Raw genomic sequence first — 13,476 nt, forward strand, 5'->3', positions numbered from 1 at the left:
GTCGCCTCGGGGCGGAAGAGGTTGTGCAAGGCGATATGAAAACACCCAGGAGAATCGGCATTCTTGAGGTTGCTCGGCTAGCCGGCGTTTCCGCTACGACGGTTTCCCGCGTCCTCAACGGTCATGCCGATAGCCGCATCAGCCTGGAGACACAGGAACGCGTCAGGGCGACGGCGAACAGTGTCGGCTATGTCGTCAACCGGCTGGCGACATCGCTCAGAACGCACCGAACCGGTGTGTTCGGCGCCATCGTCAATAGTCTTTCGGGTCACTATCAACCGCATCTGACAAGCCGCCTTCAGGCGGCGGCTCAGCGGCGAGGGGTGGAACTGCTGGTTGCGCAGGCGAAGGCCGAGGCTGGCGAGGTCGCCGGCCAATTGCGGCTGTTCCAGGAGGACTTCTTCGACGGCGTGATCATGGTCAGCGATCTCCCTGGTCAGCGGGCCCTTTGCGATCATCTGGATCGCATGGGCAAGGCGCATGTGACGCTCGGCGCGGGGTTGACCGGTCCGCTGCCTGCAGTCGTGACGGACGATCGTCATGGCATGACCCTGCTGTTCGACCATCTGACGGGACTTGGGCACAGCCGCATCTCCTTCGTCTACCGCGTGAGCCGCAGCGCGCTCCGCGACCGTCTGTCGATCTTTCTAGATATGGTTGCCGGCAGCGCGGGTTCCATCATCGGCGACGTCATCTCCTTCGAGAGGAGTGATAGCGATCGTGAGGCGTTCAAGGGGATCCTGGCTTCGCCCACAACGCATCCGACGGCCCTCATCTGCGGAAGCGATGGCCTTGCTATCGAGGTCGTCGCATTCCTGCGCGATATCGGGCTGCGGATTCCAGCCGATATATCCGTGGTAGGCTATGACAATGTGCCCGACACCGCCTATTGGGCGCCGCCCCTGACGACGGTGGCACAACCGACGGATTCGCTGTGCGAAGCCTCGCTTGACCTTCTGGTTGAGCTGTCGAATCTTCCGGCGGAAGTGCGTGTCGCAAAGCGTCCGATACGCTTCGTGCCGCCCGAACTTGTCATACGTGCGTCATCGAGCTCCCCTAGTTTGCAGCCATTCTCCCTTGCGTAATTTGAAACGGCAGTTTTGAGCGCAAGTGGTCGTTTTTTATTTGCGCAAACGTTTGTGCAAGCCCTTAAAAGGAGAGTGTGCCGATGTCCGATACCTTGCTCACCGGCCTCAATATGGCCATTACCCGCCGCACGACGCTTCTCATGGGAGCGGCGGCAGGACTCTCCGTCTTCGTGCCGGCGCTGTCTGCTTCCGCTGATGACGGCGATGACAAAAGACCCGAGCTTCGCATCGCGGTTCAGCAGAATCCGGTGTCGCAGGAGCCTGTCGATGCGGCCAGCAACGTCGCCTTCCGCAACAACTATTCCATTCACGAGACGGTTCTTGCGCTCGACATGCGCGGCGATTTCTCGGTGAAGCCCAATCTCGGGGTATCCTGGACCTGGGTCTCGCCGACCATCCTTGAGATGAAGCTGCGTCCGGGCGTGATCTTCCACGACGGCCGCGAGATGACGTCCGAGGATGTTGCCTTTTCCTTCGGCCCCGAGCGGCTTCTGAACAAGGATGCGCCGGGCTATCCCACCTATCGCACCAATTTCACCAGCCTCGATCATGTCGAGGTGGTGGATCCGCTGACGGTTCGCTTCATCACGAAATTCCAGGATCCGATCTTCCTGCAGCGCCTGGCATCCTATGCCGCCGTCGTTATCAGCAAGGACGCCTGGCAGAAGAACGGCGGCAATTGGACCACATGGCGTCAGAAGCCGGTCGGTGCCGGCCCCTACAAGGTCGAGAGCTATGCGACCAATGAAAATGTGATCCTCGCGTCGCATGATCAGGCCTATCGCGGCAAGCCGGCGGCCAAGCGCGTGACCTTGCGCATCGTGCCGGAAGTCTCCTCGCGCATCGCCGGTCTGCTCGCTGGCGACTACGATATTGCCACGGATCTGCCGCCGGATCAGCTTGCGGTCGTCACCGCCAGCACCGGCCATGAGATCGTCGGCGGCCCCGTTCCCAACCATCGCATTCTGTATTTCGACAAGAACAATCCGGCGCTGAAGGACCCGCGCGTACGCCAGGCGCTCATTCTCGCCATCGATCGCCAGGCCATCGTCGACACGATCTGGAATGGTCGCACCAGGGTTCCGAACGGCCTGCAGTTCGAACTCTACGGTCCCGTCTATCTCAAGGATTACCCCGCCTATAAGTACGATCCGGATCAGGCGATGAAGCTCCTGAAAGATGCCGGCTATAACGGCGAAGAGATCGAGATTCGCTCGCAGAACAATTACTACACGGCGGAAAATCCCGTCACGCAGGCCGTCGTCGCCATGTGGCAGGCCGTCGGCGTCAACGCCAAGATGAAGTTCGTCGAAGGCGGCAAGCTGTTCGAAAACTCGTCGACCCGTGCGACCGGTAATTGGTCGAGCACCGGGCAGATCCCGGACCCCTACATCTCCTTCTTCACCCAGTTCAGCTCGGCCGGTTCGCTCAACTCGTTCAAGATCTGGCAGAATGCGGACTTCGACGCCCTGGGCGCGAAAATGGAGCAGGCCGTCGATCCGGCCGAACGTGCCAAGATCTTCCGCGACATGCTGCATCTGATCGAATGGGAAGATCCGGGCGAGACAGTCCTGCATCAGAACGCCGTCTTCTTCGGCATCCGCAAGGGCATCAAGTGGCAGCCGCTACCGGCCTTCCAGATGGATCTCGGCGCGGGCAGCCTTGCCTTCGAAGAGCAGAAGAGCTGAGCTGTCCGCCGATGGCCACCCCCATCCTTTCGGTCGACAATCTGAGCGTTGCGTTTCAGACCAAGCCGGGCCGATCCCATCCGGTCAACAACGTCTCCTTTGACCTTGCCGAGGGCGAAATCCTCGGCATCGTCGGGGAGAGCGGCTCGGGCAAGAGCGTGACGTGCCTTGCGCTTGCCGGCCTGCTGGGGCCGACGGCGCGCGCGACAGGATATATTTCCTTCCAGGATTCCATGTACGATGCCGGCGAGCTTGGCTCGATGGCGCGGGCAAAACTGCCGCCCATCGGCCTGATTTTTCAGGAGCCCGTCTCCTGTCTCGATCCTGTGCGCACGATCGGCTCCCAGATTGCCGAAGCGGCTGTTAGCGCCGGCATGTCGGCAAGCGAAGCCAAGGCCGAGGCGCTCAGGCTACTGGCCGAGGTGGCCATTCCGCAGCCGGAAACCCGCTACAACGCCTATCCCGCACAATTTTCCGGTGGCATGTGCCAGCGCGTGATGATCGCGATGGCGCTTGCCATGCAGCCGCGGCTGATCATTGCCGACGAGCCGACCACGGCGCTCGACGTGACGGTTCAGGCGCAGGTCGTGGCATTGCTGGTCAAGGCGGTGCGCGAGCGCGGCATCCCGATGATCTTCATCAGCCACGATCTCGATCTGGTTTCCGAAGTCTGCGACCGCATCGCCGTGATGTATGCGGGCTCGCTGGTCGAGATCAACCGGACGGACGATCTCTACGACAATCCGCGCCATCCCTATACGCGGCTGCTGCTGGAGGCGATGCCGGGGCGCGGCAAGCCGCTCGAAAAGCTCGCCGATATCCCGGGAGAGTTGAAGCTGCACGATACCGCGCCGCTGGCCTGCGCCTTCGCGCCGCGTTGCCCGCGGGTCGAAACCCATTGCGCGACGGCGGTTCCGCCTCTGATCGCCGGCACGGCTTCGCTCGCCTGCTTCAATCCATGGAGCTCTCATGACGCCTGAGAAACAGACACCATCGAGCGAGCAGGAGGCTGGTCTCGCGCTTGTCGCCCGCAATCTGCAATTTTCCTATTCGCCGGGCTTCTCCCTGTGGCCGGGGCGCGCTCAAGGATTTCATGCGATCAAGGATGTGAGCCTGGAATTGAAGTCTGGCGAGACGCTGGGTCTGGTCGGGGAATCCGGTTGCGGCAAATCCACGCTCGCCTCGCTTCTCTGCGGCGACCGGATGCCGACATCAGGCGCCATCGAATTGTTCGGCCAACCCTTCGACACCTTGATGAAGCCGAACCGGCGCGGGCTGGCCAGGCATTTGCAGGTGATTTCACAGGATACGCTGGGCGCGCTTGATCCGCGGCGCAGCGTCGGCCACCAGATGCTGGAGACACTGGCGATCCACGGCATCGGCCATCCGTCGAGCCGGCTCGACCGCGCCGCCGAGACCTTCAAGGCCGTGAGCCTACCGGTCTCCGCCCTGCAGAAGTTCCCGCACCAGCTTTCGGGCGGGCAGCGCCAGCGCGTGGCCATCGCCCGCGCCTTGATCGTCGAGCCGAAGATCCTGCTCTGCGACGAGCCGGTCTCGGCGCTCGATGTCTCGGTGCAGGCGCAGGTTCTCAATCTTCTGCTCGATCTGCAGCGCGCCCGCGGCCTGTCGCTGCTCTTCATCAGCCACGACGTGCGGGTGGTCCGCCATGTCTCGCATCGCGTCGCGATCATGGAGGCGGGACAGATCGTCGAGACCGGCTCGACCGAGGAGGTCTTCACAAATCCCGCCCACCCCTACACGGCAAAGCTTCTGTCTGCCGTTCCGCGCGGACGACGCCACAAGATGCGGCAGGCAACGGCCGTTCTCGAAACGCTCTGAAGGAACAGGCAATGCTTCAGTCCATCCTGCGCGCGCTCTTCAGGGCTCTCGTCACGCTCTTTCTGGCGATCACCTTCACCTTCATCATCCTGCGTATCAGCGGCGATCCCCTACATTCGCTGCTGCCCGTCGAGACGCCGCCGGAGGTGGTGGCGTTGATGCGGCAGCAGTGGGGTCTCGATCAGCCGCTCTACATCCAATATTTTTCCTATCTCGGCCATCTGGTGCGCGGGGATTTCGGCACGTCGCTGCTGAACGGGCAGGATGCCTTGACGCTCGTCCTTTCAAAGGTGCCGGCGACGCTGGAACTGATGGGCGCGGCCCTGGTGGTGGCATTCGGCGCCGGCGTGCCTCTCGGCATTCTGGCCGCGCGCAATCGCGGCGGTCTGATCGACCGTTTTGTGATGATGCTGGCGGTGCTGATGCATTCCCTGCCGAATTTTCTGATCGCAATCCTGCTCATTCAGTTGTTCGCCGTATCCTTGCGGCTGCTGCCGAGCGGCGGCGGATCGACGGCAGCGCATCTGGTCATGCCTGTTCTGGTCATCGGTCTTTACAATGCCGGCATCATCGCCCGTTTCGTTCGTTCGAGCGTGCTGGAGGTGCTGGGCCAGCGTTATATCCTGGCCGCCCGCGCCAAGCGGATCGGCGAGCGCGCCGTGCTCTGGCAGCATGTCATGCCGAATGCGGCATTGCCGCTCCTGACCATGCTCGGCTTCCTTGTCGGTGGCATGATCGGCGGCGCGGCTGTTGTCGAGACCGTCTATGCCTGGCCCGGCGTCGGCCGCTTTCTCGTTTCATCGGTGGCGCAGCGCGACCTCAACATCGTGCAGACCATCGTCATCCTCATCACGGCGACGATGGTGAGCGCCAATCTCCTCATCGATTGTCTCTACATTCTCGCCGATCCGCGCCTGCGGCATCGGGCATCGGCCTGATCGGCCAGTTCGAAAGGTCATCATCATGACGAACGCCGCGACGGGCGCCGATGCGCTCCCCAAGATCAAGTCAGAGAAAGCCTCGCGCAGCCCGCGTCTCGATCTCACGACTGCGCTTTGCGCGATCGTGCTTGTCACGTTCATTCTGGTTGCGATCTTTGCCAATCTGCTTGCGCCCTACGGCTTTGCGCAGATCGACCTTCATGCCCGCAAGGCGCCGCCGATCCTGTTCGGCGGCACATTCAAGCACGTTCTCGGCACGGACGAGCTTGGTCGCGATATTCTGAGCCGGGTCTTCTATGGCGTGCGGACCAGCCTGCTGATCGCGCTCGGCGCTTCGACGATCAGCCTGGCGCTCGGAACGACGCTCGGACTGCTCGCCGCCTTCCGCCGCGGCTTTGCCGACACGCTGATCCGGGTGGCGGTGGATTTCCAGGCATCGATGCCGTTTCTGATCATCGCGCTCGCCGTTCTCGCCTTCTTCGGCGACAACCTCTGGCTTTTCATGGCGCTGCTCGGCCTCTACGGCTGGGAGCGTTACGCCCGGCTGGTTCGCACCATGGCCGGCCTGGAGCTGGAACGGGGCTATGTCGCCGCCCTCAAGCGCAATGGCGCTGGCACACCACGCATCGCCTTCCTGCATGTCCTGCCGAACATCCTTTCGGTCGTTCTCGTCAATCTCACAGTGATCCTGCCCGAAATCCTGATGCAGGAATCGGCGCTGAGCTTCCTCGGCCTCGGTATCCAGCCGCCGCTCGTCAGCCTCGGCAGCATGGTCGGGGCAGGGCGTGATTACATCATGACCGAATGGTGGATTTCGACGCTGCCGGGCATCGTGATCTTCCTGCTGTCGCTGTCGATCAGCCTGATCGGCGACTATCTGCGCGACGCCTTCGACCCGACGCTGCATTAAGCCTCTGCTGAAAACATTCGATAATCCAAGGAGACTTCCATTGCCTTTGCCTCTTCATGCCGCTCGTCACGGCCTGCTGCGCATTGCAGCCCATCGCGGCTTCAGCCGACATTTCCCGGAAAATACCATCCTTGCCTTTCAGCAGGGGGTGGATGCCGGCGCCAACGAATCCGAGATCGATCTGATGCTGACGCGCGACGACAAGATCGTCGTGATGCATGACAAGACGCTGGACCGCACCACGAGCGGCCGCGGCTTTGTCGCCGATCATGATCTCGACCATATTCTGACGCTCGATGCGGGTGCGAAATTCGATCCGCGTTTTGCCGGCACGCGCGCGCCAGCCTTCGCCGAGGTAATCTCCTGGGCGAAGCGGACGGATACGCGCCTCGCCATCGAGATGAAGGAGCATGAACGGCCCGACAGGCTTGCCGACATCATGATCGGGACGCTGCGCGACATGGATGCCTTCGAGCACGTCGCCATCTCCTCCTTCGATCACCTCGACCTTCGGCGGGTGAAGGAAATCGAGCCCCGCCTGCAGACGGAAGCGATCCTTCATCATCGTCCGGTCGATATCGTCGCCTCCATGCGATCAGGCGAGATAGATGGCGTGTCGCTGGAGCTCAATCGCTTTCATCGCGCCGACGCCGAGGCCCTGCAGGAAGCCGGGATCGCTGTGCGATTGAGCCTGCCGCTACCGGAAAAGCTCGCCGTCTTCTGGCAGGGCGGCAGAGACCTGCTTCCGATGATCCGGCGCTGCATCAAGGATGGCATTATCGACGCCCTGATCGGCGACGATGTGGATTTCCTGTGCATGCTGGCGAGAAGTGCAGCCGGAATCGAGGAATGACGGGCGCTCCCCTGGCCCCGCTTTTGCCGTGAGGGCCGCCGTCAGCGGCCCTTTTTCTTTCGCCATTCGGCGAATCTGAGTTTCGGAGCATCGCTGGTCGCCGGATAGAGACCGATGATGGTGGCGCCGTTCATGACCTCCTCGGTCACGAAGTCCTCGTAAGCCGTCATCTCCACAGTCTCGTCGGCAATCTCGTCTGCCAGATGTGCGGGAATGACGATGACGCCCTCGTTATCACCGACGAGCACATCGCCGGGGAAGACGGCAACATCGCCGCAGCCGATCGGACCGTTGATTTCGATGGCCTGATGCAGCGTCAGGTTTGTCGGCGCGGACGGCCGGTGATGGTAGGCGGGAATATCGAGATCGGCGATTTCCGGGCTGTCGCGGAAGCCGCCATCGGTGACGACGCCGGCCACGCCGCGCACCTGCAGGCGCGAGATCAGGATGGACCCTGCCGAGGCGGCGCGCGCATCCTTGCGGCTATCCATGACCAGAACGGCGCCGGGCGGGCATTGTTCGACTGCAGCGCGCTGCGGATGTTCCGGATTACGGAAGACTTCGAGCGTGTTGAGGTCTTCGCGCGCCGGGATATAGCGCAGCGTGAAAGCCTGGCCGACCATGTTCGCCTTCTTCGGCGAAAGGGGGCGCACATCCTGGATGAACTGGTTGCGCAAGCCGCGCTTGAAAAGCGCTGTGGCGATCGTCGGCGTTGCGACCCCCATCAGCTTGTTGCGCGTCTCGTTGCTCAGCACATAATTGCTCATGCGATATATCCTTTAAGATCAATAGATGTCGGGCTCGCCCGGCGTGGGGCCGAAACCGGTTTCCAGAAAATCGAAGTCGCAGCCCGTATCGGCCTGCGCCACATGGCGCGAGAACATCCAGCCATAGCCGCGGCCGAATTTCTCGGTCGGCTTGACCCAGGCGTTGCGCCGCCGTTGCAACTCGTCCTCGTCGACCAGCATGTCGATGCGCCTCGCTTCTAGATCGAGGCGAATGATATCGCCGTTGCGCAGCAAGGCCAGCGGTCCGCCGACATGGGATTCCGGTGAGACATGCAGAATGCAGGCGCCGTAGCTGGTGCCGCTCATGCGCGCATCGGACAGGCGGAGCATGTCGCGATGCCCCTGCTTCAAGAGCGCCTTGGGGATCGGCAGCATGCCCCATTCCGGCATGCCAGGTCCGCCTTGAGGCCCGGCGCCGCGCAGCACCATGACGTGGTCGGGCGTGATGTCGAGATTTTCGTTGTCGACCGCGGCTTTCATCTCGGGATAGCTGTCGAAAACCAGCGCCGGCCCTTGATGCTTATGGAAGCGCGGATCGCAGGCGGCCGGCTTGATGACGGCGCCAGTCGGCGCGAGATTGCCTTTCAGCACCGCGAGCGAGCCTTCATGGTAGACCGGATTGTCGAGCGAGCGGATGACGTCGTCATTGTAGCATTTAGCGCCTTCGAGCGTTTCGCCGAGTGTGACGCCGGATACTGTCAGTGCCGACAGGTCGAGCTTGGAAGCGAGCTTCGCCATTAGCGCGCGCAGGCCGCCGGCGTAATAGAAATCCTCCATCAAATAGGTCTTGCCGGTCGGCCTGATATTGGCCAGCACCGGCGTGGTGCGGCCTGCCGTGTCGAGATCGTCAAGCGAAAGATTGACTCCGGCCCGGCGCGCCATGGCGATCAGATGGACGACGGCGTTGGTGGAACAGCCCGTCGCCATCGCCACGGCGACGGCATTGTTGACAGCGGCTTCCGTCACGATCTTGGAGGGAATGAGATCTTCCCAGACCATGTCTACGATGCGGCGGCCGACAGCCGAAGACATGCGGATATGGTTGGCATCCGGTGCCGGAATGGAGCTCGCGCCAGGCAACGTCAACCCCAGCGCCTCGGCGATCGCCGTCATCGTGCTCGCCGTGCCCATGGTCATACAGTGGCCGTAGGAGCGGGCGATGCCGGCTTCGACGTCGACCCATTCCTTCTCCGAGATCGTGCCGGCGCGGCGCTCGTCCCAGAATTTCCATGCGTCGGAGCCGGAGCCCAGATATTCGCCGCGGTAATTGCCCCGTAGCATCGGACCGGCTGGCAGATAGATCATCGGCAGCTCCGCGGAGAGAGCGCCCATGACGAGGCCTGGCGTGGTCTTGTCGCAGCCGCCCATCAAGACAGTGCCGTCGACCGGATGCGAGCGCAGAAGTTCCTCTGCTTCCATCGCCAGCATGTTGCGATAGAGCATGGTCGTCGGCTTCACATAGCTTTCCGACAGCGACAGCGCGGGCAGCTCCAACGGAAAGCCGCCGGCCTGCAGGATGCCGCGCTTTACGTCCTCGACGCGGTGCTTGAAGTGGGCATGGCAGGGATTGGCATCAGACCAGGTGTTGAGGATGGCGATGACCGGCTTGTCGGTCCATTCTTCGGGTGCATAGCCCATCTGCATGGTGCGGGAGCGATGGCCAGAGCTTCTGAGATCGTCCGGTGCGAACCATCTGGCACTGCGCAGTTCCGAGGGCTTTTTCCTGCTGTTCATTGTATTCCAGCCTTGTATCCGAATGTTGGTGGAAGCGATAAATCGATGCGCCGCATCATTCCTTCATGCCCCATTTTTGCAGGGTCCGACGCTCGATCGTCTGGAAGACCAGGTTCTCGACAATAAGCCCGATGACGATCACAGTCAGCAGGCCGGCGAAGACCGAGGGTATGTCGAGAAGATTGCGGTTTTCGAAGATGAACCAGCCAAGGCCGCCCTGGCCGGAGGAGACGCCGAACACAAGCTCGGCGGCAATCAGCGTGCGCCACGAGAAGGCCCAGCCGATCTTCAATCCGGTGAGGATCGAGGGGAAGGCAGCGGGAATGAGGATGCGGAAGACATAGGAAAGTCCGGTCAGCCCATAATTGGCGCCCACCATGCGAAGGGTGCGGGAGACGCCGAGGAAACCGGCATGGGTGTTGAGCGCGACAGCCCAAAGTACCGAATGTATGAGCACGAAGACGAGGCTTGCCGGGCCGAGGCCGAACCAGATGAGGGCGAGCGGAAGCAGCGAGATCGCCGGCAGCGGATTGAACATCGCCGTCATGGTTTCAAGAAAATCGGTGCCGATACGGGTATTGATCGCGACGACCGTGAGGATGGCGGCGAGCACCGTTCCCGTCACATAACCTGTCACCAGCACCTTCAGTGTCGTCCAGATGCGTGCCGGCAGGACGCCGTCGGCGAAGCGATCGTAGAGCGCCGTCAGCGTGTCGCTGAGAGTCGGGAACAGCAGGGGATTGTCGAGATGTCGGGCATAGGCCTCCCAGATGATGGCAAGGGCGACGATCAGCAGTGATTTGCGGAAGAAACCGGATTGCCAGAGGAGCTCCAGCGGACCGAGCTTCTGCTCGACAGCTGCGATATGGCCAGCCGTTTCGGCTGCGTCGGGAGCAAGGATGATCTGCGGTGCGCTCATGGTCTCACTCCCTGTGTCCCTGATCGGCAAACAGCATGTGATGGATTTCCTGCTCAAGCTTGGCGGCGGCCGCAGCGTCGTTGCGGACCGATTCCACATCGCGCACCTCGGCCTTGACGCGGCCGGGATGCGGCGACAGCAGCAGGATGCGGTTGGAGATCTTGATTGCCTCGGCGATCGAATGAGTGACGAAGATCACGGTGAAGCGGGTGTCTTCCCAGAGCTGCAGCAGCTCGTCCTGCATCTGGCGGCGGGTCAGCGCATCGAGCGCGGCAAAAGGCTCGTCCATCAGGAGAATATCGGGCTGCATGGCCATGCCGCGGGCAATTGCGACGCGCTGTTTCATGCCGCCGGAAAGCATATGCGGATAGGTGTCCACCGCCCGGGTGAGTTTTACCTTCTCGATATAGTCACGGGCAATGGCCTCGGCTTCCCTGCGTGGCAGGCGGCGCGCCGTCGTCAGCGGGAACATCACGTTTTCCAGCACCGTCTTCCAGGGCAGCAGCTGATCGAACTCCTGGAAGACCATCATGCGGTCGGCGCCGGGCTTCTTGACCGGCTGCCCCTTGATCTCGATCCGGCCCGCTGTCGGCGTCATATAGCCGCCGATGGCCTTCAGCAGGGTCGATTTTCCGCATCCCGATGGCCCGAGAAGAACGAAGCGGTCGGACTGGGCAACCGAGAAGCTGACGTTTTCCGTCGCGGTGATCAGGAGGTTCGGCGTCTTGTAACGCAGCGTCACCTTATCGACATTCAACAGCGGCTTCTCGGTCGCCGTTTCTGTTGTTGGCTTGTCGTCGGCAATTTTTGTCTGAAGCATGAGGGCTCCTCCACGAAATGGCTTGCAGGCGGCATTCGCGCCGCCCGCAGGCGTCAGTTGCCGTTGAGATCAGCCGCTTCCGGCAGGTAGTAGTCCGTCCAGGCCTTGGGCATCGTCTTCAGCACACCTGTCTTGTAGAGGTGGGCCGCGAATTTCATGGTTCCCTGCGGGTCCATGCGGAATTCCATCATGTGCGGCTCATTGAGGATCGCCAGCAGGTCGTCGACACCAGTCTTGTCGCCGCTCACCGTCTTATAGGCCTCCACAGCCGATTTCGGGTCCTTTTTGATGAAATCGATCGCTTCCGCCGTCGCCTCACGCACTGCCTTGATGATCGTCGGGTTGGCGCTGGCAAACTGGGTCGTGGTGAAGAAGGTGCCCTGGGTCAGCTCGCCGCCGATGATGTCGCGGGAATCGATGACCTTGTGAACGCCCGGCTGTTTCAGCTCCAGATATTGGAAGGGCGGGGCGGAGAAATGGTTCTTGACCTCATGGGTCTGGTTGGCAAGCGCTGCCATGGCATCGGGATGGCCGAGTTGCACGGTATTGGCATCGAACTTGTGCACCTGGTCGTCGCCATACATCTGCGCGGCGGCCATCTGCAACAGGATGGCCTGCGTCGAAACGCCGACTGTCGGCACCGCGATCTTGTCGCCCTGCTGGATATCCTTCAGCGACTGGATGCGCGGATCGCGCGAGACCATGATGACCGGCTGGGCGGAATTGGTGACGATGCCCTTGACCTTGCCCCTGGTGCGATCCCAAAGCAGCAGGAGATTGCCGGTGCCGGTATTGACGATGTCGACGCTGCCGGAAAGCAGTGCATCGGTCTGCGCGCCGCCGCCGCTGAAGGTGCGCCATTCCACCGCGACACCAGGCAGGCCATCGGCCGCCGCGTGTTTCTCGATCAGCTTCTGCGTCTCCATGACGTGGCTGGCGAGATAAAGAATGCCCGGCTGGCGCGTGATCGAAATGTCGGTCTTTTCAGCGGCGCCGGCTGAAAAAGTGCCGGCAAGCATCACGCCGACCGCGGTCAGACAGCGAAGAAATCCTCTCATCTATTCCTCCCGATTGATCCAACCCTTGAGAAATGGAGTTGGCTTGGCCGGACTAAAGCACTAATGTATCAGTGCATCAAGCCCTAAACTGTGCTTAATGGATCGACGCTCTCGATCAGAAAGGCTGCCAGTGAAGCTCAACCCGAAAGAATTCGCCCTGGACCGCTCCCGTCAGGTCGCGCCGCAGATCCTGGAAATCCTGAGATCGCGTATTCTTTCCATGAGCCTGCCGCCGACGACGGTGCTATCGCGCATTTCTCTGCAAAGTGAGTTCAATGTCAGTCAGACGCCCGTGCGCGATGCCCTGATCCGGTTGGAAGAGGAGGGGCTGGTCGAGGTCTATCCGCAATATGCGACTGTTGTCTCAAGGATCGATGTCCGCAATGCCATCGAGGCGCATTTCCTGCGATTGTCGATCGAGCTGGAAGCTGTCCGGCGGCTGGCGGTGGACTCGCCCGCGGAGACGGCGGCGGTCCTGGAGGGCATTCTCGCCCGCCAGAAACACGTCATGTCGCAGGAAACCTACGATCTCTTCGATTCGCTCGACAAGGATTTTCATCGGGTACTTTATGAGAGGGCAGACATTCTCGGTCTGTGGGCGACAGTTCGGCGCCAGGGCGTGCATATCGACCGGTTGCGCATGCTCAATCTTCCGATGCCGGGCAAGTTGGAGCAGATCATCGTCGATCATCGGGCCGTCGTCGATGCCGTTCGCTTAGGCGATCCGGAGGCGGCCGTTGCAGCCTTGCGCAAGCATCTCTCCGGTACATTGTCGATCATCGATCTGATCTGCGAGCAATATCCGGATTATGTGAGCCGGTAGACGCAATCAGTCCTC

Annotated in this window: 13 protein-coding genes; 8 read left to right on the top strand and 5 right to left on the bottom strand. The window is 61.6% G+C overall.

Going from position 1 to position 13,476, the window contains the following annotated elements:
- The first annotated feature begins 35 nt into the window (after positions 1–35).
- The 7 genes from JTP94_RS18065 (at position 36) to JTP94_RS18095 (ending at position 7,319) form a co-directional block, all read left to right on the top strand.
- The gene (locus JTP94_RS18065) at positions 36–1,085 is read left to right on the top strand and encodes a LacI family DNA-binding transcriptional regulator (RefSeq protein WP_204851847.1); all 1,050 of its coding nucleotides are present in this window, start codon (positions 36–38) and stop codon (positions 1,083–1,085) included.
- 83 nt (positions 1,086–1,168) lie between these two features.
- Entirely contained in the window at positions 1,169–2,776 is a 1,608-nt protein-coding gene (locus JTP94_RS18070; RefSeq protein WP_204851848.1) for an ABC transporter substrate-binding protein, read from the top strand.
- Between the two features lie 11 nt (positions 2,777–2,787).
- Positions 2,788–3,756: an ABC transporter ATP-binding protein gene (locus JTP94_RS18075; protein ID WP_204851849.1), complete on the top strand. Its 969-nt coding sequence runs from the start codon at positions 2,788–2,790 to the stop codon at positions 3,754–3,756.
- Positions 3,746–4,615, top strand: coding sequence for an ABC transporter ATP-binding protein (locus tag JTP94_RS18080; protein ID WP_204851850.1), 870 nt, complete (start codon positions 3,746–3,748; stop codon positions 4,613–4,615). Before JTP94_RS18075 ends, JTP94_RS18080 begins: the two co-directional genes overlap by 11 nt.
- A gap of 11 nt (positions 4,616–4,626) precedes the next feature.
- On the top strand, positions 4,627–5,553 hold the full coding sequence (locus JTP94_RS18085; RefSeq protein WP_204851851.1) for an ABC transporter permease: 927 nt from the start codon (positions 4,627–4,629) through the stop codon (positions 5,551–5,553).
- Positions 5,554–5,578: 25 nt separating this feature from the next.
- Complete coding sequence (locus JTP94_RS18090; protein ID WP_204851852.1) at positions 5,579–6,466, top strand: ABC transporter permease; 888 nt, start codon at positions 5,579–5,581, stop codon at positions 6,464–6,466.
- A 40-nt stretch (positions 6,467–6,506) separates the two neighbouring features.
- Positions 6,507–7,319, top strand: coding sequence for a glycerophosphodiester phosphodiesterase family protein (locus tag JTP94_RS18095; RefSeq protein ID WP_204851853.1), 813 nt, complete (start codon positions 6,507–6,509; stop codon positions 7,317–7,319).
- Positions 7,320–7,360: 41 nt separating this feature from the next.
- Here JTP94_RS18095 and JTP94_RS18100 read toward each other — a convergent pair whose 3' ends face one another.
- From JTP94_RS18100 to JTP94_RS18120, 5 genes are read right to left on the bottom strand one after another with little or no spacing between them, the layout of a single operon-like run.
- Positions 7,361–8,086, bottom strand: a complete 726-nt coding sequence (locus JTP94_RS18100) for a ribonuclease activity regulator RraA (RefSeq protein ID WP_204851854.1) — start codon at positions 8,084–8,086, stop codon at positions 7,361–7,363.
- A gap of 18 nt (positions 8,087–8,104) precedes the next feature.
- A complete protein-coding gene (gene araD, locus JTP94_RS18105) occupies positions 8,105–9,841 on the bottom strand; it encodes an L-arabinonate dehydratase (RefSeq protein WP_204851855.1) in 1,737 nt (578 codons plus the stop codon).
- A 55-nt stretch (positions 9,842–9,896) separates the two neighbouring features.
- Positions 9,897–10,760: an ABC transporter permease gene (locus JTP94_RS18110; protein ID WP_204851856.1), complete on the bottom strand. Its 864-nt coding sequence runs from the start codon at positions 10,758–10,760 to the stop codon at positions 9,897–9,899.
- A gap of 4 nt (positions 10,761–10,764) precedes the next feature.
- Positions 10,765–11,580, bottom strand: coding sequence for an ABC transporter ATP-binding protein (locus JTP94_RS18115; protein WP_204851857.1), 816 nt, complete (start codon positions 11,578–11,580; stop codon positions 10,765–10,767).
- A gap of 53 nt (positions 11,581–11,633) precedes the next feature.
- Positions 11,634–12,638: an ABC transporter substrate-binding protein gene (locus JTP94_RS18120; RefSeq protein ID WP_204851858.1), complete on the bottom strand. Its 1,005-nt coding sequence runs from the start codon at positions 12,636–12,638 to the stop codon at positions 11,634–11,636.
- 130 nt (positions 12,639–12,768) lie between these two features.
- On the opposite strand from JTP94_RS18120, the gene JTP94_RS18125 reads away from it, so the two are divergent.
- Positions 12,769–13,461, top strand: a complete 693-nt coding sequence (locus JTP94_RS18125) for a GntR family transcriptional regulator (RefSeq protein WP_204851859.1) — start codon at positions 12,769–12,771, stop codon at positions 13,459–13,461.
- Positions 13,462–13,476: the final 15 nt, after the last annotated feature.

The sequence above is a fragment of the Martinezella lusitana genome, from assembly GCF_016901135.1.
Classification (GTDB): Bacteria; Pseudomonadota; Alphaproteobacteria; order Rhizobiales; family Rhizobiaceae; genus Rhizobium; species Rhizobium lusitanum_D.

Excerpts from the sequence above, each read along its gene's own strand:
- JTP94_RS18065 (WP_204851847.1), top strand. The coding sequence starts at position 36 with ATGAAAACACCCAGGAGAATCGGCATTCTTGAGGTTGCTCGGCTAGCC.
- JTP94_RS18070 (WP_204851848.1), top strand. The coding sequence starts at position 1,169 with ATGTCCGATACCTTGCTCACCGGCCTCAATATGGCCATTACCCGCCGC.
- JTP94_RS18075 (WP_204851849.1), top strand. The coding sequence starts at position 2,788 with ATGGCCACCCCCATCCTTTCGGTCGACAATCTGAGCGTTGCGTTTCAG.
- JTP94_RS18080 (WP_204851850.1), top strand. The coding sequence starts at position 3,746 with ATGACGCCTGAGAAACAGACACCATCGAGCGAGCAGGAGGCTGGTCTC.
- JTP94_RS18085 (WP_204851851.1), top strand. The coding sequence starts at position 4,627 with ATGCTTCAGTCCATCCTGCGCGCGCTCTTCAGGGCTCTCGTCACGCTC.
- JTP94_RS18090 (WP_204851852.1), top strand. The coding sequence starts at position 5,579 with ATGACGAACGCCGCGACGGGCGCCGATGCGCTCCCCAAGATCAAGTCA.
- JTP94_RS18100 (WP_204851854.1), bottom strand. The coding sequence starts at position 8,086 with ATGAGCAATTATGTGCTGAGCAACGAGACGCGCAACAAGCTGATGGGG.
- araD (WP_204851855.1), bottom strand. The coding sequence starts at position 9,841 with ATGAACAGCAGGAAAAAGCCCTCGGAACTGCGCAGTGCCAGATGGTTC.
- JTP94_RS18110 (WP_204851856.1), bottom strand. The coding sequence starts at position 10,760 with ATGAGCGCACCGCAGATCATCCTTGCTCCCGACGCAGCCGAAACGGCT.
- JTP94_RS18115 (WP_204851857.1), bottom strand. The coding sequence starts at position 11,580 with ATGCTTCAGACAAAAATTGCCGACGACAAGCCAACAACAGAAACGGCG.
- JTP94_RS18120 (WP_204851858.1), bottom strand. The coding sequence starts at position 12,638 with ATGAGAGGATTTCTTCGCTGTCTGACCGCGGTCGGCGTGATGCTTGCC.